The sequence below is a fragment of the Paracoccus sp. AK26 genome (assembly GCF_011801365.1).
GTDB lineage: Bacteria > Pseudomonadota > Alphaproteobacteria > Rhodobacterales > Rhodobacteraceae > Paracoccus > Paracoccus aerius.
Genome location: NZ_CP041041.1, coordinates 1,942,339 through 1,963,441, shown reverse-complemented (window position 1 = coordinate 1,963,441; position 21,103 = coordinate 1,942,339). Strand labels below are relative to the sequence as shown.

The window sequence follows — 21,103 nt, the reverse complement described above, 5'->3', positions numbered from 1 at the left end:
TCTCTCGAAGCTCTGTCTGATGAGCAAATCTGCGGCATTGGTCTTGAGTTGGTGCGCGTGTTCGAAAAATGCTATGAAGAGGCGGTCAAGACGCCCCCGAATAAACCGGGAGCGTCGACATAAATTGCCATCGCGGCGAATGTTTGGGATTAGCCAAGCGGTAGCTGAGCATCATTGTTTGTGGCGGCGTCCAAAGGCACGGCTCGGAAGGTATTAGAGCCCGAATGCTCGACTTCTTTTTCGCTTACTAAGCTGTCTAACGCACGCCGGACGGCTTTGCGCAGGCTGTCAGCATTGTTTCGGACAGATTCAAATGCCTCGCCTACACGAGCACCTACATCTCGTGCTTCGTGATACTTGCCCCCATCGGCGGCATGGAGAGCACGAAGCACACGTAACACTTCAGCCTCCCTGCTCTGACTTTCGCCTTTCAATTTTCGGCTTTCCGTCGCTCTGGCAAGCTGGGACGATGATAACATCGCTGGCCGTGCGATAGGGACGGTGACCGTATCCCCGTCTTCATCCTGCCCGATCTCATAAGAGCCAATCTCGAAGGCCAAAGGCTTACCTTTTGCCATGGATCGCTGCTTTTCTTGCGTCAATAGGACGAGTTGACCTCCCTCCTGTCCATCCGCCTTTCGCAGCACGAGAATGGTATCGGCATTGCCCTGCATTGCGGTTGATCCCCGCGGCCGACCTGCATCTGACGCTCCGGTATGGTGGATGATCATTACATGTGCCCCGGTCTCGTGCGCGAGCCTTTGAGCATGCCCAACTACACGCGACATGTCGCGTGACGAGTTTTCATCGCCGTCGCCGATACAGAGGTTGAGTGTATCGATGACAATCAGCCGTCTCGGGGCGTCGGTTCCGGAAAACAGTCTTACGGCTTCGGCTCGACACGCGGCCATCTCGGCATCGTCTGTGAGATTAATGCCCTCGCCATGAATAAAGAATTCCGAGATATTGGCAACGGGACTCCGAAGATAACCGTAAGCACGCTCGGCGATACCTTGTGGATCCTCTGCCGCTATATAGAGAATGGCTGTGCGTCTAACAGGGATACCGCTGATAGCATGGCCCATCGACATATGCGCCGCAAGGCAGGCGATTACCGAGGACTTTCCCGTATTGGGAGGGCCAACCAAAAGGCTGACTTGCCCCGCTAAAAGAAGGCCTTTTACAAGATAGGGTCTGTCCAGATTAGGGACGTAGGACGAGGCCTGCACCAGCACCCTCCCCATGAAGCTTTGACATCTTGTAGCCGCAATATTTGGGTAAGTCATTGTATTTCCTGTGTTCTTTGGCACCGCCCATCTGGTGCAAACAGGAAATGGACTCATCTCAAAAAACTAAAAGCGAAAATGGCTGTTTTTTTCCGGACGCGCGCATTTTTTTCCGGATGCCGGCTGGTGGAGGATGAGGGCCGTGTTGTTCAGCAATGGGAAGTTCATAGAGATCAGAGGCTAAGAATATCGGCGCGGACGGACGGACACGCCCCATAGGGGCTTAGTCCGTCCGTCCGCGCCAAGATTTAACTATTGCCGGCCATCGAAGCGGATGAATCAGGCGATATCGCGGGATGCCTTGCTCCCTAACTTACGATCCGAAGAGCTGGCATTTCTCTCTTGCGGATTTCGCCGAAGGCAGGAAGGATGCCCGAATAATCGATATCGATCCTGTTAACATATTCTTCCAGATCGTGCATTGTTTCGCCAGCTCGGTAATAGTTGGCGTGCGTGACGTCAGTCTGCTCATGGCCCATAAGGCCCTTCCGGACGTGGTCTGGCACTTTCGCCCGTGTAAGGCGAACTTGGAACTCCGTGCGAAGTGCGTGGAAGTCGAGACCTTCTTCTTTTATACCCCGGCTGCGAATGTAGTAGCCAAATCGTTTGCTCATAATGGCGCTCATCGTGCCCTTGGATTTTGAGCGAGGCATTTCCGGAAAAAGCCGGCTCATTCCCTGTTGACGTCGATAGTCAACCAGCCGAGGCAAGCCAACCTGTATCAGGGCACGGTGAAGTGGTATTCGACGGAAGCTGTTGTGCGTCTTGACAAGCTGCGAACCAATTTCATTCTGGACCGCGACGAAGAGAATATCTCCATCTTTTCCAAAATCTCGCACCCGTAGCTGGCATGTTTCTTCCAGTCGAAGACCAGCAAACATTGCAATGAGCGGTGCCCAATAGAGAGGGTCACCCACATCTTTCAGAGGATTTACAAAGATTTCGGATCCCAAGAGGCCGTAGATGTGATCTCCCCACCCAGTGCGCTCAATGCGCGCCTCCGTTCTCTTCCAGCGTTTTACATCGGCCTCTGACAAGATACGGCCTTTCATCGGATTATTTGTGATCAGTCGGGACTTAACGGCGTGTTCGAGGATGCTCTGAAGTGCTATCTGGTGCCGTTTGATGGTCGTTGCTGATATCCGCTTGATCTTCGCCGCCATCAACGCGTCCTCGATCTCAGCCTCTGGTCGGCCTTTTGCTCGCAGCTGGGCGGTTAGTTCCGCAATTGCTTGCGGTTCTGACTCGTCGGCGTCCTCGATGACTTGTCGTGAGGATCGAGTGTCGCGAGCCGATTTGCCAAAGTTGGCCGGGAGGCGGGCAATCATCGAGTTGAACTCATTGATCTCCGTTTTGCTGATGTTGGCCAAGGGCAGGTCTCCGACGATTCCAGTGAAAACGCGGACGGAGGACTGCCAATTGCGCAGCGACGTTCTCTGAAAGGCAAGCCCTGTAGCGGCATGCGGCGCCTCATCTTCGCGCTTCAACGTGTAGCCTTGGCATCGCAAGTCGAGATACTTTTGGGCAAAGTCCGAGAATAGCTCTTTGCTCTGAGCTGGTGTGCCGGGGTTAGAAATACTTCCTGATGAGTTTGGCACAGGTAGGCCTAACCGAAGGGCCGCTTGATAGAGGTCTTCTGCAATCTGGCCTGCCGACGGCATGGCGGTTCGCGGATCAAGGCCGGATTGCTCACATGACTCGAAATAGTCTTTCAGCAAATACCCTATTCCCTGCGTCAAACCCTCCAGCTGCTCTACGGCGGTGTCGTCGTCGGCATCAACGACACGGTGGAGCGACGGTTCGAGAGCCTGAGATGTCACAAAATCTGCCTCGATCTGCTCTCGGTCTCGCTCAAACTCAGCTGCGTGCTGCACCGTGAGTTCTTCTTGCCAAGTCAGTGGACCCTCAAGATCAGTATCTTTGAGCGCAATATAGCTTATCTTTGACGGGCCATCGATGCTGGTCAGCAGGTCTGGATATGGCAGGGCAGGAAGGCCGAGAGCCTCGCGAAGGTCCGCGTCAATCGTTGCAAAGGCACGTTCGCGCAGGGTAGGCGCCATCGCGGCGACACCCATTTCGCGGTAGTGGGCGATATAGTCACGAAAGCCCTTTGTCAGCATCAAAGCCATAGCTTCGAGGGGGTCATCATTTCCCATCATTGTGCGTGCTCTCGTCTCCGTTATCGCCCAGGCGCGTTCGAAATGGTCCGACAGCCGTGCAGCCAGCAACCTCGCTTCGCGCGAGCATGAGGTTTTCAAGCTGACAGCAAGGTGACCCTTCGCCTGCAACCTCCTACCTCGAGCCCCACAACCCTCTGAAGTGGTGTGACTTTGAGGAGGAAAGATTGAGATAGCAGGATGTCGGCGGCGAAACCACCAAACATTGCCACGTTTCGAGAGGTAAGCGATGCGTCCCACGCTTGGCTCCGACTCTTTGTGCGCAGAAAAAACTTGCGCATAGGGCACAGAGGGCGAGATCGCGGGAGTGACTTATGGACAGAACCACAAGTCACTGATTTCAGGTAGCTTTCTTGAAATTGGCTCCGGCGGTAGGGATCGAACCTACGACCAATTGATTAACAGTCAACTGCTCTACCGCTGAGCTACGCCGGAACACGGGGGCCGTATAGCAATGGTCTTTGGGGGCGTCCAGAGGGAGCGCGCCGATTTTTTCACAAAGATGCAAAACTTGTTTCGGGACCCAGCGGACCGAGGGGCGCGACGGCCCCGATGTCGGCCAGGGCCAGCAGATGCGCCAGCACGTTGCGGGTTGCCGCCGGCATCAGGTGCGGGACTACGTCGTAGATCCGCACGGCAAGGGTTGCTGCATCGGATGGGCCGTCGCGCAGGGCCGCAAGGATCTGGGCGCTGCGTTGGCGGCGGTGTGCGGCAAGTTCCGACAACCGGGCCAGCGGATCCTCGATCGGTGCACCATGTGCGGGCAGCAGGCGGCGGGCACCCGTCTGCGCCAGCCGATCCAGCGAGCGCAGGTAGTCGGCAAGGTCGCCGTCCGGGGGCGATATGATGGTCGAGGACCAGCCCATCACCAGATCTCCGCAGAAGACCTGATCGCCCCATTGCAGGCTCAGATGGCCGCCGGAATGGCCCGGCGTGTGCAGGGCGGTCAGGCTCCAGTCGGCGCCGCGGATCACATCGGTATCGCGCAGCCTGATATCGGGGGTGAAGGTCAGGTCCAGTCCCTCGCCGCCGCCCACTCCGTGATCTGAAAGCCGCTTCATCAGGGGGGACCGCCCGGACAGCGCGTCCCCGAAGGCCAGGACCGGCGCGCCTGTCATGTCGGACAGGCGCCGGGCGCCGGCGCTGTGGTCCAGATGGGCATGGGTCACGATGATGTGGCTGATCCGCCCCCGCGCCGCTTGGCGGATCGCCGCAAGGTGGCCCGCATCGTCGGGGCCAGGGTCGATGACGGCGACCTCCTCTTGCCCCAGAAGGAAGGTCGTGGTCCCCGGCCCGGTCAGCGGCGACGGGTTCGGGGCGAGGATTCGCAGCAGGTCTTTCGTCTGTCCGTCCATGCCGCTAGCCTTAGCATGGAAGTGAAGGGATGCCATGTCGAACCACACCGACGGCGGTTGGCTGAAGGGCTTTTTCCCGCGCGGGCTTTACGGCCGCGCGGCGCTGATCCTGTTCCTGCCGGTCGTGGTGGTGACGCTGGTGGTCAGCGTCATGTTCCTGCAACGCCATTTCGAGGGCGTGACGCGGCAGATGACCACCAGCATGGCGCGCGAACTGGCCTTTGTCGCGGCACGCATCGACCGGGCAGGGGGCCAACGCGACGCGGGGCGCGAGATTGCGGTGCCGCTGGACGTCACCATCGGCGAACCCACCGGCAACCAGGCTGGCGACAGCCGGCTGTTCTACGACTTTTCGGGCCGCGTGGTGATCGAGGTCCTGCGCGAGACCCTGGGCAACATCCGCGCCATCGACCTAGCCAGCGACGACAAGCGGGTGGTCCTGACGATCGACGGCGCGGCTGGCCCCTATACCCTGGCCTTCGACCGGCGGCGGGTCAGCGCCTCGAACCCGCATCAGTTGCTGGTCCTGATGGTCTTCACCTCGTTCCTGATGACGGGGATCGCCACGGTCTTCCTGCGCAACCAACTGCGCCCGATCCGCCGCCTGGCCGAGGCCGCCGAGGATTACGGCAAGGGCCGGATTGTGCCTTATCGTCCGTCCGGCGCGTCGGAGGTGCGCAGCGCGGGCACCGCCTTCCTCGACATGCGCAACCGGCTGGAACGCCAGAACGAGCAGCGCAAGATGATGCTTTCGGGCATCAGCCACGACCTGCGCACGCCGCTGACCCGGCTGAGGCTGGGCCTGTCGATGATGTCGCCAGACATGCCCCCCGACGACGAGGATCTGCGCGCGATGGAGGCTGACATCGCCGAGATGAACCGGATGGTGGACGCCTTTCTGGATTATGCGCGTGACGATGCGCAGGAAAGCTCGCCCCAGCCGGTGCGGGTGGCAGATTTCGTCGATGGGGTGGTGGCCGACGCGCAGCGGGCGGGCCAGCAGGTGTCGCTGCGCAGCCTGGACGGCGATGTGGCAGGCCGCGCGACCTTCCGGGCCGACATGCTGCGCCGGGCCCTGGACAATCTTCTGGGCAATGCCGCCCGCTACGGCACCCGGGCGGAACTGGACGCCACCCTTGGCCCGCGAAGCCTGCGCATCGGGATCGAGGACGACGGCCCGGGCATTCCCGACGACAGCCTGGACGCGGCGATGCGGCCCTTTACCAGGCTGGACCCCGCGCGTGGCCGCAACAGCGGCGGCGGCGCCGGGCTGGGCCTTGCCATCGCCGCCGATGTCGCGCGCGCGCATGGCGGGCAGTTGCGGCTGGGACGGGGGCAGCGCCTTGGCGGACTGCGGGCCGAGATCGTCATTCCGCGATAAGCCAGCGGCGCAAAGTAGCGGGCATTTTGCGCGTCATATTGAACGCGGGGTGCCACAGCCCTAGATTGACGGAACGCAGGGGCCGTGTGTCGCCAAGACGGGGCCACGGCTTCGGGCAGAAAGGAACGCATATGAACGAATTCGCATCTTCGACCTATCCGGTGCTGCCGCTTCGCGACATCGTGGTCTTTCCGCACATGATCGTTCCGCTGTTCGTGGGCCGTGAGAAATCGGTCCGCGCCTTGGAAGCGGTGATGGAATCGGACAGCCCGATCCTGCTGGCCGCGCAGAAGGATGCCTCGGTCGACGAACCCACGGAAGACGGCATCTTCCGCGCCGGCGTGCTGGCGAATGTCCTGCAACTTTTGAAACTGCCCGACGGCACCGTCAAGGTGCTGGTGGAAGGGCGCGAGCGCGTCCAGATCACCGAGTTCGTCCCGAACGAGGATCACTTCGAAGCCACCGCCATCCTTCTGGCCGAGACGCCGGGCGACGGCGCGACCGTGACGGCCCTTGTCCGCACTGTGGCCGAGGAGTTCGAGCGTTACGTCAAGGTCCGCAAGAACATCCCCGAGGAAGTCGTGACCGCCGTGGCCGAGGCGAAGGAGCCCGGCAAGCTGGCCGACCTGGTCGCGGGCCACATGGGAATCGCGCTGGACAAGAAGCAGGATCTGCTGGACACGCTGGACGTGGCCGAGCGGCTGGAGAAGGTCTATTCCCTGATGCAGGGCGAGATGTCTGTCCTGCAGGTCGAGAAAAAGATCAAGTCGCGCGTCAAGACCCAGATGGAGAAGACGCAGCGCGAGTATTACCTGAATGAGCAGATGAAGGCCATTCAGAAGGAGCTGGGCGACGGTGAGGACGGCCAGAACGAGATCGCCGAGCTTGAGGAAAAGATCGCCAAGACCAAGTTCAGCAAGGAGGCCCGCGACAAGGCGGAATCCGAGCTGAAGAAGCTGAAGTCGATGTCGCCGATGTCGGCCGAGGCCACGGTCAGCCGCAACTACCTCGACTGGCTGCTGTCGCTGCCCTGGGGCGTGAAGTCGCGCACCCGCAAGGATCTGGTCGCTGCCGAAAAGGTGCTGGATGCCGATCACTATGGCTTGGAAAAGGTCAAGGAGCGGATCGTCGAATACCTGGCGGTGCAGACCCGCAGCCAGAAGCTGAAAGGCCCGATCCTGTGCCTCGTCGGCCCTCCGGGCGTCGGCAAGACCTCGCTGGGCCGTTCGGTCGCCAAGGCCACAGGGCGCGAATTCATCCGCATCAGCCTTGGCGGCGTGCGTGACGAATCGGAGATCCGCGGCCACCGCCGGACCTATATCGGGTCGATGCCGGGCAAGATCATCCAGGCCCTGAAGAAGGCCAAGACGACCAACCCGCTTATCCTCCTGGATGAGATCGACAAGATGGGCCAGGACTTCCGCGGCGATCCTGCAAGCGCGATGCTGGAGGTGCTGGATCCCGAACAGAACGCGACCTTCGTGGACCACTATCTGGAAGTGGAATACGACCTGTCGAACGTGATGTTCGTGACCACGGCCAACAGCTACAACATGCCGGGGCCGCTTCTGGACCGGATGGAGATCATCAGCCTGTCCGGCTATACCGAGGACGAGAAGCGCGAGATCGCGCGCCAGCACCTGCTGCCCAAGCAGATCGCGGCGAACGGCCTTCGCAAGGACGAGTTCGAGGTGACGGACGACGCGCTGACCCATGTGATCCGCTACTACACGCGGGAAGCCGGGGTGCGTTCGCTGGAACGCGAGATCGCCAAGCTGGCCCGCAAGGCCGTGACCGAGATCCTGAAAGGGCAGGTCAAGTCCGTGACCGTGGATGCGGCAAAGGCCGAGGAATACCTGGGTGTGCGCCGCCACCGTTACGGCCTGGCCGAGAAAGAGGATCAGATCGGTGTGGTGACGGGCTTGGCCTGGACTTCGGTCGGCGGGGATCTGCTGCAGATCGAGGCGCTGAAGTTGCCGGGCAAGGGCCGGATGAAGACGACCGGGAAACTGGGCGACGTGATGAAGGAATCGATCGACGCGGCCTCCAGCTATGTCCGGTCGATCGCGCCGCAGATCGGGGTCAAGCCGCCGAAGTTCGACGCGCTCGACATCCACGTCCACGTTCCGGACGGCGCCACGCCCAAGGACGGCCCCTCGGCCGGCCTGGCAATGGTGACCTCGATCGTGTCGGTCCTGACGCAGATCCCGGTCCGCAAGGACATCGCCATGACGGGCGAGGTGTCCCTGCGCGGCAATGCGATGGCCATCGGCGGGCTGAAGGAAAAGCTGCTGGCGGCACTGCGGGGCGGCATCAAGACCGTGCTGATCCCGGCCGACAACGAAAAGGACCTGGCCGACATCCCGGCCAACGTCAAGGAAGGCTTGACCATCATCCCGGTCAACCACGTCCGCGAGGTCCTGAAGCACGCCCTGGTTCGCCAGCCCGAGCCGGTCGAATGGGACGAAGCGGCCGAGGAAGCGGCCGAGGCCGCCCGCGTCGCCGCCGCGCGTGACGAACGGGCAGGTGGCAGCGCCGTCGCCCATTGATCGCGGCGATTTGATCCGATGACGCAGGGCCGGTTCACGCCGGCCCTGTTTTCATTGCGGCAATGGAATGCCTGTGGTTAATTGGGCGTCTTTCCCGCGCATGGAAGCCGCGCTAGGATCACGGCATGAAGCTTGCATCCCTCCTGTTCCCCTTGGCACTGATTGCCGCCCAGCCTGCCTTCGCGGCGGATCCGCTGGCGGGCATCTGGCAAACCAGCCCAGGTCGCGACGGCGGCTTCGGCCATGTGCAGATCAAGCCCTGCGGTGCCGGCTTGTGCGGCACGGTCGTGCGCACCTTTGATGCCTCGGGCAAGGCCGTGCAGGCCAGCGACCTGGGGGCGGCGATCCTGGACCAGGTGCAGCCAACGGGTGGCGGCGGCTATGGCGAAGGCCGCATCATCAACCCGGAAAGCGGGCGAAGCTATACGGCGCGCCTGACCCTGCGCGGTGACCAACTGGACGTCGGCGGCTGCATCCTGATGATCTGCCGCAATGCCGGGACCTGGCAGCGGGTCGAATAGCCCCGCCGGGAACCGTTGCAGGCGTCGGGCATTGGCTTCCCGCCATGCCGCCGCTGACGCCTGACCAACGCTATATCGTCGTTCGCGGCCGGCTTTGGCGCGCGGCCAATCCGCATCTGCCGCAGGCGGAACGGGATCGGCTGGTCAAGGCGCTGATGGATGCGCGGCGGGCAGTCAAGGTTGCGAAGGCTGCCGGGGACAAGATGGCCGAGGATGAGGCGCACCGGGCGGTGGACCAGGCCAAGATCGCCCTGGGCGAACGCGGCCCGGTCTGGTGGAGCGACGGCGCCCCCGACATGAACCGCCGGATGGTCCGGAACACGCTTTATGCCGACTGGTTCGCCGGGCTGGAGGAGGACTAGGCCAGATCCTCGATGATGTAGTCGTCCCAGTCGTCCTCGGTCACCTCAAGCTCGCTGACGGTCCAGCCCCGCACGCTGGCGCCCGCGCGATGGACCGATTCCGGATCGCCCGAGATCAGGTGGTGCCACTTGTAGAGCGGCCGCCCCTCGTGGCGCAGGCGGTATGCGCAGGTCGAGGGCAGCCACCAGGCGATCTCGGCCAGCTTCCTCGGGGTCAGGACCACGCAGTCGGGCACGAAGTTGTGCCGGTTGGCATAGCTGCTGCACTGGCATTTCTCGCCGTCCAGAAGCTTGCAGGCCACGCGGGTGAAGGCCAGTTCGTTCGTATCCTCGTACTCGATCTTGTTCAGGCAGCACTTGCCGCAACCGTCGCACAGCGCCTCCCATTCGTCGGGTTGCAGCGCCGGCAGGGGCAGTTCCCAGAACCGGTCGCGCATCAGGCGCCCGCCAGCACGGCGCGGGCCTGTTCGGCATCGGCGGCGATCTGGTCGATCAGGACCTGCACGCTGTCGAACCTGGCCTCGTCGCGCAGGAACTCGACCAGGCCCACAGACAGGTGCTGGCCGTAAAGATCGCCGTCGAAGTCGAACAGATGCACTTCCAGGTTGGGTTCGTTGCGGCCGAACATGGGGCGCACGCCCAGGCTGGCGACGCCTTGGCAGGACAGCTTGTCCGGCCCGGTCAGCACGTCCACCACCACGGCATAGACCCCCAGGCGGGGCAGGTGCAGGTCGTGGATATGCATGTTCGCGGTGGGCCAGCCGAATTCGCGGCCGCGCTTGTTGCCGTGGACGACCTCTCCCTCGATCCGGTGCAGGTGGCCCAGCATCCGTTCCGCGTCGCGGGGGCGGCCGTCCGACAGAGCCTGCCGGATCGCGGTCGAGCTGTAGTCCTGTCCGCCGGTGCCGACTAGCGGCACGACCGTGACGCCAAAGCCCAGCATTTGGCCCAACTCGCGCAGCGTGGCGACGTTGCCGGCCCGGTCCTTGCCAAAGACGAAGTCAGCGCCCACCGTGACATGGCTGACGCCAAGACCCGTCACCAGCACGTCGCGGGCGAAAGCCTCGGGCGACAGGCCCGCCAGCACCGCGCCGAAGGGCAATTCGTAAAGCTGTTCCACCCCCAACCGGGCCAGGCGGTTGGCGCGGGATTCCGAATTCATCAGCCGGAAGGGCGGGGCGTCGGGTGCGAAGAACTGGCGGGGATGGGGCTCGAAGGTCACGATGCCCAGCGGTGTCCCGGCTTGGCGCGCGGCTTCGATCACGGCCCGGTGGCCCAGATGGACGCCGTCGAAATTGCCCATGGCGACGGATGCGCCGCGGGCGCCTGCCGGAAGTCCTGTCCAGTCGCGGTGGATTTGCAAAGGGTGCCCCCACTGGGGCGCGCGCGCCCCGTCAGTCGAACTTGCGGCTTGGCGCCAGAACGACCGCCTCGCCTTTCAGGACGACCGTATCACCCACGAGGCAGCGGGTTGCAAGCGTGACCCGCCGTTTCGCGTGGTCGATCGCATCCACCGTCACCTCGGCCCGGACCATGTCGCCGGGGCGGACGGGGGCCATGAACTTCAGCGTCTGGCCCAGATAGACCGTGCCATGCCCCGGCAACTGTTCCCCGATCACGGCCGAGATCAGCCCGGCGGTCAGCATCCCATGCGCGATGCGTCCTTCGAAGATGGTATCGCGGGCATAATCATCATCCAGATGCACCGGATTGCGATCCGTCGAGACCTCGGCGAACAGGTCGATGTCGCGGTCGGTCACCTGCTTCTGCAGGTAACGGGTCATGCCCACCTCGAGATCCTCGATGACGATGGTGCCGCGGGGAAGGTTGTCCAGCATGATGCGTTCCATGGGGCAAAGAACCGTTGTCGCCAAGATGCTGCATAGCAGCGAAACCCCCCAAAAGCAATAAACTTATACAGTGGCAGACTTAAGTATAATATTGTTACCTGATAGGGGTAAGGTGATCATGGCGCAGATCGCGAACCAGCCGCAGGCCGATTTCTGGACCTCGCCTGCCGGGCGGGCCTGGTTGGATCATGAACAGGCCCTGGATGCGACGATGGAACGGCTGCTTCGGCCCCTGCTGGACGCCGCGGATCTGGGCGGGTCCGAGGACATCTTGGATGTCGGTTGCGGCACGGGGGCCAGCACACTGGCCGCCGCGCGGCGGGTGCCGAGGGGCACGGTGCTGGGGCTGGACATCGCCGCGCCGATGCTGGACCGGGCGCGCCAGCGCGCGCAGGCCGAAGGGGTGGCGAACGTCGTCTTCCACCTGTGCGACGCCCAGGTCGAACGCCTTGCCCCCGACAGCCGCGATGTCATGATCTCGCGCTTCGGGATGAGCTTTTTCGACGACAGCGTGGCGGCCTTTCGCAATCTGTCCCAGGCGCTTCGCGACGGCGGGCGCATGGTCTTCCTGTCCTGGGCGCGACTGGCGGACAATCCCTGGTTCACCATCCCGGAGAAGGCCGCGCGGGATTGGCTGAACACCCCGCCCGAGCCGCCGACGAACGGTCCCGGCCCGCTGGCCTTCGCGGATGCGGATCATGCGCTGGATTTGATGGCGCGGGCGGGGCTTGTCGAAGGGCGGGTCGAGACGCTGCAAATCGACCTGACGCCGCCCGGCGGATCATCCGGGGCGGCACGCCTTGCCACCCATGTCGGACCAGCCGCACGCCTGCTGCGGATCTGCAATGCCACGCCCCAGGATCGGGAACAGATCGCCGCCCGGATCCAAGGCGAATTCAGCGCCTTCGGCCAAGGCGATGATTTGCGGATCCCATCGGCGGTGCATCTGTTTTCCTGCCACGCAAGGCGGCAGGCATAGGCTGTCAGCGCAGCCGGCCGATGCTGTATTGCGGGGCCATGGCATGGTCCTCCAACCAGCCCAGCAGCAGGGCATTGTCGGGATTTTCCACGTCCGGCCCAAGGGCATCCGCCGCCAGCCCGCCGGTCACGAACAGCGCGTCGATGCCCTGGTCCAGGGCGCCTTTCACATCGGTGAAGATGCCGTCGCCGATGGCGAGGATGCGTGCGTCCGGTCCCAGATCCAGCAGCCGCCGCGCCCGGTCATAGATCGGCGGATGCGGCTTGCCGAAGTAAAGCGACGTGCCCCCCAGCCCCTCATAGTATTCGGCCAGGGCGCCGGCGCAATAGATGCGCGTCTCGCCCATGTCCACGACCACATCCGGGTTCGCGCACAGCAGGGGCAACCCACGGTCGCGCGCCTGCATCAGGCGGTCGTGGTAATCCTGCGGCGTCTCGGTCAGCTCCTCGAAGGGGCCGGTGGCGACGATCCCCTCGGCCTCGTCCAGGGGCACGCGGGTGATGGCGGGGCTGCCGGCGAACTCGGCGGGAATGTCGTCGAAGAAGCCGTCGTCCTTGGCGGTGCCGATATGCCAGACCTTCTGCCCGACCGTGCCCGCAAACATCGCCTCCTGCGCGGCATCGCCCGAACTGACCACGATGTCCCAGGCGTCGCGGGGCACGCCCATGCGGTCCAGTTGCGCGATCACGAACTGGTTGGGGCGGGGCGCATTGGTCATCAGCACGACCTTGCCGCCCCCCTGGCGGAAGGCTTGAAGCGCCGCGACGGCGGCGGGATAGGGCTGCTTGCCGTTATGCAGGCAACCCCAGAGGTCGCAGAACAGGACGTCGTAATCGCCGCCGATCTGCGACAGGGACTGGATGATGCGGGTCATCAGACGGCAAGCACCGGGATGATCTGCTTCTTTCGGCTCATGATGCCGGGCAGGACCACGCTGTCGCCGGTCACGGTCACCCCGAAACTGCGTTCCGCGACCTGGCGGACGAAGTCGTTGGGAACCAGCAGGGTCGCTTCCTCGCGCAGGATGTCGACGATGAACAGCAGCACCTGGTCTGCACCATCGGCGGCAGCGACTGCAGGCATGGCGGCCAGCAGTGCGTCCTTGCGGGCCAGCAGGACCTGCGGCGCGGTGGTTTCCAGGACCGAGATGCGCAGCTGCTTGCCGCCCAGCTCGTATTCTTTGCTGTCCAGGCGCAGCAGCGCGTCTTCGGCGAAGGCGCTGACATCGGACTTGGCCGCGAACATCTCGGCCGCATAGTCGGCGATGTTGACGCCCAGGTCGGCGGCCAGCTTTTCGGCCACGGCGCGGTCATGGGCGGTGGTGGTCGGGCTGCGGAACTCCAGCGTGTCCGACAGGATGCAGGTCAGCATGGCGCCCTTCACGGCCTGGGGCGCGCGGGCCATGTCGTCACCGATGAGGTCGTGCATGATCGTGGCTGTGCTGGCCAGCGGGCGCACGGTGATGTTGATCGGCTGGCGAGTCTTGATGCCGCCCGCCAGCAGGTGGTGGTCGATGATCTCGATCACCTCGGCCTTGTCCAGACTGGCAGGAAGTTCGGCTGGATTGTTGGTGTCGACCACGACGCACTGGTCGCCCTCGGCCACGTCGGCGATGATCTGGGGCTTGTCCAGGCTCCAGCGGTTCAGCATCCACAGGGCTTCGGTATTCGGTTCCCCTTGCAGGACGGCCTGGGCGGGCGTCTTTCGGACCTCGTTCAGGTACCAGGCCCAGATGATGGGGGAACCCGTCGAATCCGTGTCGGGGGCGGTATGGCCGAAGACCTTGATCATGATGCACCTTCGCAGCGTCTGGATGTCGGCGGCGTTATAGGGCCGCCCGGGGGCGATGTCCAACGGCGAGGGTGGGAATGGTGCCGGTTGAGGGGATTGAACCCCCGACCTTCGGTTTACAAAACCGCTGCTCTACCGCTGAGCTAAACCGGCGTTGCGCGTAAGATGCGCGTTCTGGCGATACCCCGTGATCGCGATTACTGCAAGCGTTGCTGCAACTGGCAAAGCGATTTGACTGCACCGGCAGGGTGGATACTGTGCAGCGGCACACGCCGGGGTTGCGGCGACGAAAGGACGGTTCCGGAATGCAGATGGTCTTTCACCTGGGAGTTCACGCCACGGATGGCGACAGGCTGCTGAAGACCCTGTTGAACAACCGCGACTGGCTGATGCAGCACGGCACCGACATCATCACCCCGAACCGCCATCGCGGTTTGTTCGAAGAGGCGCTGATGTCGCTGAACGGCGGGCGGGCGAGCGCCGAGATGCAGCAGATCATGCTGGACGCCGTGCTGAACGCCGACAGCCCTGAACGTGCGGTCTTCTCGACCCCCACATTCATGGGCGCGCCGGGCCGCGTGGTGGGGCAGGCGGGGCTTTACCCGCAGATGGGCGCGCGGGCGGCGGCACTGGCCAACCTGTTTCCCGACCACGAGGTCGAATTCTTCCTGGCCATGCGCAATCCCGCCTCGCTGATCGCCGAGGTGCTGCCGGTCTTCACGGGCGGGGGCTATCACGTGCTGATGCAGGGCCGCCAGCCGCTGGAACTGCGGTGGCGCGACGCGATCCAGGGCCTGCTGCGCGCCGTGCCCGGGCGGCGCGTGGTGATCTGGTGCCACGAGGACGTGCCCCTGATCTGGCCCGAGATCGCCCGGCTGGCGGGCAACATCCCCCCCGAGGCGCCGCTGAAAGGGGCGATGATGTATCTTGAGGACATCCTGACCGGGGCGGGCCTGGCGGAACTGAAGGAATCGCTGGCCGCGCAGGACCAGATGACGATCGCCAGGCGGCGCGACCTGTCATCGCAGATGATCCGGGACCACGGGCTGCCCGCGGTTCTGGACCAGGTCATCGACCTGCCGGGCTGGACGCAGGATCTGGTGGACCGCGTCACCGCGCAGTACCGCGCCGACGTGGCCGAGATCGCGGTCCTGCCCGGCGTCGAGTTCGTGCTGCCCTAGCGCGCGATCAGCCGGTCGTATTGGGCGGCGGTCAGGTAGCCGGTGGCTTCCTGGTCGTTGGCACGCTGCCATGCGGCAATGGCGTTGCGGGTGCCCTGGCCGAAGATCCCGTCCACGCCGCGCGTGTCGAAGCCCCGGCGCGTCAGCCCCGCCTGCACCGCCCGGCGCTGTTCGCGGCCAAGCCCCAGGTCGGCCTCGGCCCCTGCCGCGCCAACCGAGGGGACGGGGGTCGATGGCGTGGCGGCGGTGCCGCCCGTGCCGCGCAGGATCTCGTTCGCCTGGGCGGTGGTCAGCGATCCGGTCTGGGCATAGTTGCGGTCGCGCTGCCACAGGCCGATGGCCCGGCGGGTGCCCGGGCCGAAGTTGCCGTCGGCGCCATTGGTGCTGTAGCCCAGCCCGTTCAACTGCCGCTGGATCTGCAGGCGCTGCTCGCGGGTCAGACCGGCGGTGTCCGTGTTGGTCGGGTTGGCAGGCGCCGTCGCCGGGTTGCCGCCGCCCAGACGCTGGATCCGGTCGCGCGCCTGCGCGGCATAGGCGCCATTGGGAAACTGGCGCAAATAGGTCTGATAGGCCGCGCGCGTATCGGCGCTTTGCGCCTGGGCATAGGCGGCGCGGTCCTGTTCCTGCTGCAGATACTGGCGGGCGATCCCGCCCACGACATCGCCCAGATCCTGTGCCTGCACCGGCGTGAGGGTGACAGCGGCTGCGAATGCCGCGGTAAGCATCGTTCTGACCATCGGAGGGCCCTTTCGCGTTCAAGCCCCAAGCCGGGGCGTCAAAGCTATATCGCAAAGACGCGCTTCGGGTTCCACTGCCGGATCAAGATGATATGCAACGGAAAAAAGGGCGCCCGAAGGCGCCCCCAAGTCCTGGCCGGACCGCGAAGGCCCGCCCCATTCCGGCAGGATCTTACTTGATCTTGCCTTCCTTGTATTCGACGTGCTGACGGACGACCGGGTCGAATTTGCGAACGGTCATCTTTTCGGTCATGGTGCGGGCGTTCTTCTTGGTCACATAGAAGTGGCCCGTGCCGGCGGTCGAGTTCAGCCGGATCTTGATGGTGGTCGGCTTCGCCATGTCATTGCTCCTGCTTCGGGGCAATCGCGCGGCGCAGACCCCGTGGAATTCGTTTGAAGCCCGCCTTTTACCCACGGGCAGGCCGAAGTCAACCCGAATCGCCGGGGAAATCACGGCAGAAGGGCCAGATTGCGCGGAGGGCCTGTAAGCCGGATTCTGTCCACCGCCATTGGCGGCTGGATGACCATTCCTCTGGCCCGGCGGTTGCCCGCCGGATCAAGCTGCCTACCCGGACCTGCTGGGGCAAGGCGGCCCTGCGGGGTTGCCCCCGCGCGCGGTCCCTATTCGGCATTGCTCCCGGTGGGGCTTGCCATGCGGGGCCTGTTGCCAGGCCCCCGGTGGGCTCTTACCCCACCGTTTCACCCTTGCCCATGCGGACATGGGCGGTCTGTTCTCTGTGGCGCTTTCCCTGGGGTTGCCCCCGCCGGGCGTTACCCGGCACCGTCGCCTCATGGAGTCCGGACTTTCCTCGACGGCGCACCGCCGCGGTCATCCAGCCCTCCGCGCCAGGCGGATATGGCGGGGAAGGGGACGCGCGTCAACGGAAAACCCCCGCCGCAAGGCGGCAGGGGCGGGGGTAGGGTGCGTGCTTGCACGCACCGTTGCGGCGATGCGGATCAGCCCTTGGCAAGGTTGCGCAGCACGTAATGCAGCACGCCGCCGTTCTTGAGGTATTCGATCTCGACCTCGGTATCGACGCGGGCCTTGAGCTGGATTTCCTTCACCGTGCCGTCGGCATAGGTGATGGTGCAGGGCACCAGCGACAGCGGCTTGAAGTCCCCCGCAAGGCCGTGGATCGACACGGTCTCGTCGCCCTTCAGGCCCAGGGTCTTGCGGTTCTCGCCCGGCAGGAACTCGAACGGCACGACGCCCATGCCGACCAGGTTCGAGCGGTGGATACGCTCGAAGGATTCCGCGATGACCGCCTTGACGCCCAGCAGGTTCGTGCCCTTGGCTGCCCAGTCACGGCTGGAGCCGGCGCCGTATTCGATGCCGCCGAAGATCACCAGGGGCGTGCCGGCATCCTGATAGGCCATCGAGGCGTCGAAGATCGTCGTCTGCTGCCCGTCCGGACCCTTGGTGAAGCCGCCCTCGACCCCGTCCAGCATCTCGTTCTTGATGCGGATATTGGCGAAGGTGCCGCGCATCATGATCTCGTGGTTGCCGCGGCGCGAGCCGTAGCTGTTGAAATCACGCGGCGCGACCTGCCGTTCGATCAGGTATTGGCCAGCAGGCGTGGTCGGCTTGAACGAGCCGGCGGGGCTGATGTGGTCGGTGGTGATCATGTCGCCCAGGATCGCCAGGACGCGCGCGCCGTCGATGTTGCTGATCACGCCCGCTTCCTTGGGCATTCCCTGGAAGTAGGGCGGGTTCTGGATATAGGTCGAAGTCGGCGGCCAGTCATAGGTTTCGCTGTCCGTGACATCGACCGCCTGCCAGCGTTCGTCGCCCTTGAACACATCGGCGTATTTCGACTGGAACGCCTCGCGCGTCACCGTTGCATGGACCAGGTCGGCGATCTCCTGGTTGGTGGGCCAGATGTCCTTCAGATAGACGTCGCGGCCTTCCGGGGTCTGCCCGATCGGATCCTTGGTCAGATCCACGTTCAGGTCGCCCGCGATGGCATAGGCCACCACCAGCGGGGGCGAGGCCAGGAAGTTCGCGCGCACGTCGGGGCTGATGCGCCCTTCGAAGTTGCGGTTGCCGGACAGAACGGCGGTCGCCACCAGGTCGTTGTCGTGGATCGCCTTGCTGATCGCGGGATCGCCCAGCGGCCCCGAGTTACCGATGCAGGTGGTGCAGCCATAGCCCACCAGGTTGAAGCCCAGGGCGTCCAGATCCTCCTGCAGGCCAGCGGCCTCAAGATATTCGCCCACGACCTGCGAACCGGGCGCCAGCGAGGTCTTGACCCAGGGCTTGCGGTTCAGGCCCAGCTGGCGCGCCTTGCGGGCGACCAGCCCGGCCCCGATCATCACATAGGGGTTCGAGGTGTTGGTGCAGCTTGTGATCGCCGCGATCACGACGGACCCGTCGGTGATCGTGTAGTCCTGGCCTTCCACCGCGACGACGCGGCGGGCGTCGGCGCGGGTCAGGACGTCGCCTTCCTCGGCGGGGACGCCGCCGCTGCGATAGTCCGACACCAGCTTGGCAAAGGTCTGCGCGGATTCCGTCAGCGGCAGGTAATCCTGCGGGCGCTTCGGACCGGAAATCGCCGGCACGATGGTGCCCATGTCCAGTTCCAGCGTCGAGGAATAGACCGGAGCGTAATCCGCGCCGCGCCAGAAGCCGTTTTCCTTGGCATAGGTCTCGACCAGGGCGATACGGTCCTCCTCGCGGCCGGTATTGCGCAGGTAGCGCAGCGTTTCGTCGTCGATGGGGAAGAAGCCGCAGGTGGCGCCGTATTCTGGGGCCATGTTGGCGATGGTCGCGCGGTCGGCCAGCGGCAGGTTGTCCAGGCCTTCGCCGTAGAATTCGACGAACTTGCCCACGACCCCGTGCTTGCGCAGCATCGCCACGACCTTCAGCACCAGGTCGGTGGCGGTGGTGCCTTCGACCATCTTGCCGGTCAGCTTGAAGCCCACGACCTCGGGGATCAGCATGGACACGGGCTGGCCCAGCATCGCGGCCTCGGCCTCGATCCCGCCGACGCCCCAGCCCAGGACCGCCAGGCCGTTGACCATGGTGGTGTGGCTGTCGGTGCCCACCAGCGTGTCGGGATAGGCGACCAGATCACCGTTCTGGTCGGTGTCGGTCCAGACGGTCTGGGCCAGGTATTCCAGGTTCACCTGGTGGCAGATGCCGGTTCCGGGCGGCACCACGCGGAAGTTCTGGAACGCGTTCTGGCCCCATTTCAGGAACTGGTAGCGTTCGATGTTGCGTTCGTATTCCAGATCCACGTTCATCTGGAAGGCGCGCGGATTGCCGAATTCGTCGATCATCACCGAATGGTCGATGACCAGGTCCACCGGGTTCAGCGGGTTGATCTTCTGGGCATTGCCACCCAGCCCGATGATGCCGTCGCGCATCGCGGCCAGATCCACCACGGCGGGAACGCCGGTGAAGTCCTGCATCAGCACGCGGGCGGGGCGATAGTTGATCTCGCGCGGGTTCTTGCCGCCAAGGCTGGCCCATTCGCCGAAGGCCTTGATGTCATCGACAGACACGGAAAAGCCGGCATCTTCGAAGCGCAGCAGGTTTTCCAGCACGACCTTCAGCGAGGCAGGCAGCTTCGAGAAATCGCCAAGCCCGGCCTCGGTGGCGGCGGCGATCGAGTAATAGGCATATTCCTTGCCGCCCGCCGAAAGCTTGCGGCGCGTCTTGGCGGTATCGGTTCCGATCTGGATGGGCATGGGGGCCTCCCTGTCTGCGAAATGGATGGGTCGGGCTTGCGTGGCCCTGCTTTGCCCGATGCTGCCGGGCTGCGCAAGATGCCGCAGGCCAAATTGTATGCAATCGCATACCATACTTGTCGCTGTTGCTCAAGAGGCACGGGCACCGGTTCGGCTGTCCCTTAACGAAGCCTTGATTTGTTCACCGCGCGGGCAGGGGGCTATGCAAGGGGCAGTTCAATCACGCATCGGAAGCCGGAATGTCCACTGGAGCGGCAGCCAGACAATCCAGAACCTTGCTTGGCGCGGCCCTGTGCGGCCTGACGATGACGCTGGGCGGCTTTGCCTGGGCGCAGCCGGAAGGGCCGGCCGCGGAAGGATTGCCCGCCTTGGCCGGGCCCGGGCCGGCAACTTCCGAAGCCGGCGGAACGCCGATCATCGCCGCACCCCGCGAACCCGCCCGGATGGCGCCTTCGGCCTCGTCCTCGCATCTGTCGTCGGACATGGGGGGCTTCAACAGCTTTGCCGCGGGCGATCCCGCCGCCGCCCCGCCGCCGCTGGAGCGTCTTGGCCTTCATGCGACGCCCGTGGTGGTCGAACTGTTCACCTCGCAGGGCTGTTCGTCCTGTCCGCCCGCCGATGCCATGCTGGCGGGGCTGGCCGATGCGCCCGATATCCTGCCGCTGTCCTTTCACGTGGACTATTGGGATTACCTGGGCTGGGCCGACAGCTTTGCGCGGCCCGAATTCACGGCGCGGCAGGAACGCTATGCCCATGCCGCGGGCGAACGGTCCGTCTACACGCCGCAGATCATCGTGGACGGGCAGGACACCGCCGTCTCGCTGGGACCGGCGCAACTGACGGCCCTGATCGACGCCAGCCGCCTGTCGCCCGCGATGGTCAGCGTTCAGCGCGACACCACCCCCCGGGGCGAGGTGATCGAGCTGATGCCCCTGTCCGATCTGGGCGGAACGGTCGAGATCCTGATGGTCCGTTACGCCCCCCGGCGAGAGGTCCGCATGACCGCCGGTGAAAACCGCGGCAAGGTGATCACCTATACCAATGTCGTCCTGTCGCTGGACCGGCTGGCGGAATGGGACGGCCATGCCGCCCTGCGCGTCACTGTCAGTCCAGCGAAGACCGCCGATGACAGCTTCCCTGCCGATACCCGCCATGCCTTGCTGGTTCAGAAGGAAGATGACGAAGACATGCCGGGCACGATCCTGGCGGCGGTCCGGCTTGATTGACGAAAGGCCGGGGCTTGC

Annotated in this window: 18 protein-coding genes, 2 tRNA genes and 1 other RNA gene; 7 read left to right on the top strand and 14 right to left on the bottom strand. The window is 64.2% G+C overall.

The genetic code is table 11. From position 1 onward, the window contains the following. Positions 1 to 149 precede the first annotated feature (149 nt). The 4 genes from FIU66_RS09710 to FIU66_RS09695 all read right to left on the bottom strand — a co-directional run bounded on the left by FIU66_RS09710 (position 150) and on the right by FIU66_RS09695 (position 4,818). Positions 150 to 1,286, bottom strand: a complete 1,137-nt coding sequence (locus FIU66_RS09710; protein ID WP_167622511.1) for an AAA family ATPase — start codon at positions 1,284 to 1,286, stop codon at positions 150 to 152. 308 nt (positions 1,287 to 1,594) lie between these two features. Beyond that, positions 1,595 to 3,415: a site-specific integrase gene (locus FIU66_RS09705; RefSeq protein WP_210254089.1), complete on the bottom strand. Its 1,821-nt coding sequence runs from the start codon at positions 3,413 to 3,415 to the stop codon at positions 1,595 to 1,597. 408 nt (positions 3,416 to 3,823) lie between these two features. Then, positions 3,824 to 3,898: transfer RNA gene (locus tag FIU66_RS09700), tRNA-Asn, on the bottom strand. Between the two features lie 59 nt (positions 3,899 to 3,957). Further along, positions 3,958 to 4,818 (bottom strand): MBL fold metallo-hydrolase, encoded by an 861-nt coding sequence (locus FIU66_RS09695; protein WP_167622509.1) that lies wholly within the window; start codon positions 4,816 to 4,818, stop codon positions 3,958 to 3,960. 34 nt (positions 4,819 to 4,852) lie between these two features. Between FIU66_RS09695 and FIU66_RS09690 the strand changes: the two genes are divergently transcribed. The 4 genes from FIU66_RS09690 to FIU66_RS09675 all read left to right on the top strand — a co-directional run bounded on the left by FIU66_RS09690 (position 4,853) and on the right by FIU66_RS09675 (position 9,631). Continuing rightward, on the top strand, positions 4,853 to 6,199 hold the full coding sequence (locus tag FIU66_RS09690) for an ATP-binding protein (RefSeq protein WP_167622508.1): 1,347 nt from the start codon (positions 4,853 to 4,855) through the stop codon (positions 6,197 to 6,199). Between the two features lie 131 nt (positions 6,200 to 6,330). Then, complete coding sequence (gene lon, locus FIU66_RS09685) at positions 6,331 to 8,748, top strand: endopeptidase La (protein ID WP_167622507.1); 2,418 nt, start codon at positions 6,331 to 6,333, stop codon at positions 8,746 to 8,748. Positions 8,749 to 8,873: 125 nt separating this feature from the next. Beyond that, positions 8,874 to 9,269, top strand: a complete 396-nt coding sequence (locus FIU66_RS09680) for a DUF2147 domain-containing protein (RefSeq protein ID WP_167622506.1) — start codon at positions 8,874 to 8,876, stop codon at positions 9,267 to 9,269. 44 nt (positions 9,270 to 9,313) lie between these two features. Then, positions 9,314 to 9,631 carry a hypothetical protein gene (locus FIU66_RS09675; RefSeq protein ID WP_191309341.1) on the top strand — a complete coding sequence of 106 codons (318 nt, stop codon included), beginning with the start codon at positions 9,314 to 9,316 and terminating at the stop codon, positions 9,629 to 9,631. Here FIU66_RS09675 and FIU66_RS09670 read toward each other — a convergent pair. The 3 genes from FIU66_RS09670 to FIU66_RS09660 are packed head-to-tail and all read right to left on the bottom strand — an operon-like array spanning position 9,628 to position 11,469. Further along, entirely contained in the window at positions 9,628 to 10,068 is a 441-nt protein-coding gene (locus FIU66_RS09670; RefSeq protein WP_167622505.1) for a YcgN family cysteine cluster protein, read from the bottom strand. The genes FIU66_RS09675 and FIU66_RS09670 overlap by 4 nt on opposite strands. Further along, on the bottom strand, positions 10,068 to 10,994 hold the full coding sequence (locus FIU66_RS09665) for a bifunctional riboflavin kinase/FAD synthetase (RefSeq protein ID WP_167622504.1): 927 nt from the start codon (positions 10,992 to 10,994) through the stop codon (positions 10,068 to 10,070). The genes FIU66_RS09670 and FIU66_RS09665 overlap by 1 nt, the downstream gene beginning before the upstream one ends. A 31-nt stretch (positions 10,995 to 11,025) precedes the next feature. After that, complete coding sequence (locus FIU66_RS09660; protein ID WP_167623465.1) at positions 11,026 to 11,469, bottom strand: MaoC family dehydratase; 444 nt, start codon at positions 11,467 to 11,469, stop codon at positions 11,026 to 11,028. A gap of 130 nt (positions 11,470 to 11,599) precedes the next feature. On the opposite strand from FIU66_RS09660, the gene FIU66_RS09655 reads away from it, so the two are divergent. Beyond that, a complete protein-coding gene (locus tag FIU66_RS09655; RefSeq protein ID WP_167622503.1) occupies positions 11,600 to 12,460 on the top strand; it encodes a class I SAM-dependent methyltransferase in 861 nt (286 codons plus the stop codon). Positions 12,461 to 12,464: 4 nt separating this feature from the next. Here FIU66_RS09655 and FIU66_RS09650 read toward each other — a convergent pair whose 3' ends face one another. From FIU66_RS09650 to FIU66_RS09640, 3 genes are all read right to left on the bottom strand, one after another. Further along, positions 12,465 to 13,334 (bottom strand): TIGR01459 family HAD-type hydrolase, encoded by an 870-nt coding sequence (locus tag FIU66_RS09650; RefSeq protein WP_167622502.1) that lies wholly within the window; start codon positions 13,332 to 13,334, stop codon positions 12,465 to 12,467. After that, positions 13,334 to 14,251: a manganese-dependent inorganic pyrophosphatase gene (locus FIU66_RS09645; protein WP_167623464.1), complete on the bottom strand. Its 918-nt coding sequence runs from the start codon at positions 14,249 to 14,251 to the stop codon at positions 13,334 to 13,336. Before FIU66_RS09645 ends, FIU66_RS09650 begins: the two co-directional genes overlap by 1 nt. 78 nt (positions 14,252 to 14,329) lie before the next feature. Next, positions 14,330 to 14,404 (bottom strand) — tRNA-Thr (locus tag FIU66_RS09640). A 152-nt stretch (positions 14,405 to 14,556) separates the two neighbouring features. On the opposite strand from FIU66_RS09640, the gene FIU66_RS09635 reads away from it, so the two are divergent. Next, positions 14,557 to 15,432 (top strand): hypothetical protein, encoded by an 876-nt coding sequence (locus FIU66_RS09635; protein WP_167622501.1) that lies wholly within the window; start codon positions 14,557 to 14,559, stop codon positions 15,430 to 15,432. Here the strand turns inward: FIU66_RS09635 and FIU66_RS09630 are convergent. The 4 genes from FIU66_RS09630 to acnA all read right to left on the bottom strand — a co-directional run bounded on the left by FIU66_RS09630 (position 15,429) and on the right by acnA (position 19,859). Beyond that, positions 15,429 to 16,169, bottom strand: a complete 741-nt coding sequence (locus FIU66_RS09630; RefSeq protein WP_167622500.1) for a peptidoglycan-binding protein — start codon at positions 16,167 to 16,169, stop codon at positions 15,429 to 15,431. The genes FIU66_RS09635 and FIU66_RS09630 overlap by 4 nt on opposite strands. Positions 16,170 to 16,341: 172 nt before the next feature. Then, positions 16,342 to 16,509, bottom strand: a complete 168-nt coding sequence (rpmG, locus tag FIU66_RS09625) for a 50S ribosomal protein L33 (protein ID WP_089389030.1) — start codon at positions 16,507 to 16,509, stop codon at positions 16,342 to 16,344. 129 nt (positions 16,510 to 16,638) lie between these two features. Beyond that, an RNA gene (rnpB, locus tag FIU66_RS09620) (RNase P RNA component class A) lies at positions 16,639 to 17,014 on the bottom strand. A 112-nt stretch (positions 17,015 to 17,126) separates the two neighbouring features. Continuing rightward, positions 17,127 to 19,859, bottom strand: a complete 2,733-nt coding sequence (acnA, locus tag FIU66_RS09615) for an aconitate hydratase AcnA (RefSeq protein WP_167622499.1) — start codon at positions 19,857 to 19,859, stop codon at positions 17,127 to 17,129. A 275-nt stretch (positions 19,860 to 20,134) separates the two neighbouring features. On the opposite strand from acnA, the gene FIU66_RS09610 reads away from it, so the two are divergent. Continuing rightward, positions 20,135 to 21,085 (top strand): thioredoxin family protein, encoded by a 951-nt coding sequence (locus FIU66_RS09610; protein WP_167622498.1) that lies wholly within the window; start codon positions 20,135 to 20,137, stop codon positions 21,083 to 21,085. The last annotated feature ends 18 nt before the right edge of the window (positions 21,086 to 21,103 follow it).

Coding starts and splice junctions, on each gene's coding strand:
- FIU66_RS09710 (WP_167622511.1), bottom strand. CDS start 1,286: ATGACTTACCCAAATATTGCGGCTACAAGATGTCAAAGCTTCATGGGG.
- FIU66_RS09705 (WP_210254089.1), bottom strand. CDS start 3,415: ATGGCTTTGATGCTGACAAAGGGCTTTCGTGACTATATCGCCCACTAC.
- FIU66_RS09695 (WP_167622509.1), bottom strand. CDS start 4,818: ATGGACGGACAGACGAAAGACCTGCTGCGAATCCTCGCCCCGAACCCG.
- FIU66_RS09690 (WP_167622508.1), top strand. CDS start 4,853: ATGTCGAACCACACCGACGGCGGTTGGCTGAAGGGCTTTTTCCCGCGC.
- lon (WP_167622507.1), top strand. CDS start 6,331: ATGAACGAATTCGCATCTTCGACCTATCCGGTGCTGCCGCTTCGCGAC.
- FIU66_RS09680 (WP_167622506.1), top strand. CDS start 8,874: ATGAAGCTTGCATCCCTCCTGTTCCCCTTGGCACTGATTGCCGCCCAG.
- FIU66_RS09675 (WP_191309341.1), top strand. CDS start 9,314: ATGCCGCCGCTGACGCCTGACCAACGCTATATCGTCGTTCGCGGCCGG.
- FIU66_RS09670 (WP_167622505.1), bottom strand. CDS start 10,068: ATGCGCGACCGGTTCTGGGAACTGCCCCTGCCGGCGCTGCAACCCGAC.
- FIU66_RS09660 (WP_167623465.1), bottom strand. CDS start 11,469: ATGCTGGACAACCTTCCCCGCGGCACCATCGTCATCGAGGATCTCGAG.
- FIU66_RS09655 (WP_167622503.1), top strand. CDS start 11,600: ATGGCGCAGATCGCGAACCAGCCGCAGGCCGATTTCTGGACCTCGCCT.
- FIU66_RS09650 (WP_167622502.1), bottom strand. CDS start 13,334: ATGACCCGCATCATCCAGTCCCTGTCGCAGATCGGCGGCGATTACGAC.
- FIU66_RS09645 (WP_167623464.1), bottom strand. CDS start 14,251: ATGATCAAGGTCTTCGGCCATACCGCCCCCGACACGGATTCGACGGGT.
- FIU66_RS09635 (WP_167622501.1), top strand. CDS start 14,557: ATGCAGATGGTCTTTCACCTGGGAGTTCACGCCACGGATGGCGACAGG.
- FIU66_RS09630 (WP_167622500.1), bottom strand. CDS start 16,169: ATGGTCAGAACGATGCTTACCGCGGCATTCGCAGCCGCTGTCACCCTC.
- rpmG (WP_089389030.1), bottom strand. CDS start 16,509: ATGGCGAAGCCGACCACCATCAAGATCCGGCTGAACTCGACCGCCGGC.
- acnA (WP_167622499.1), bottom strand. CDS start 19,859: ATGCCCATCCAGATCGGAACCGATACCGCCAAGACGCGCCGCAAGCTT.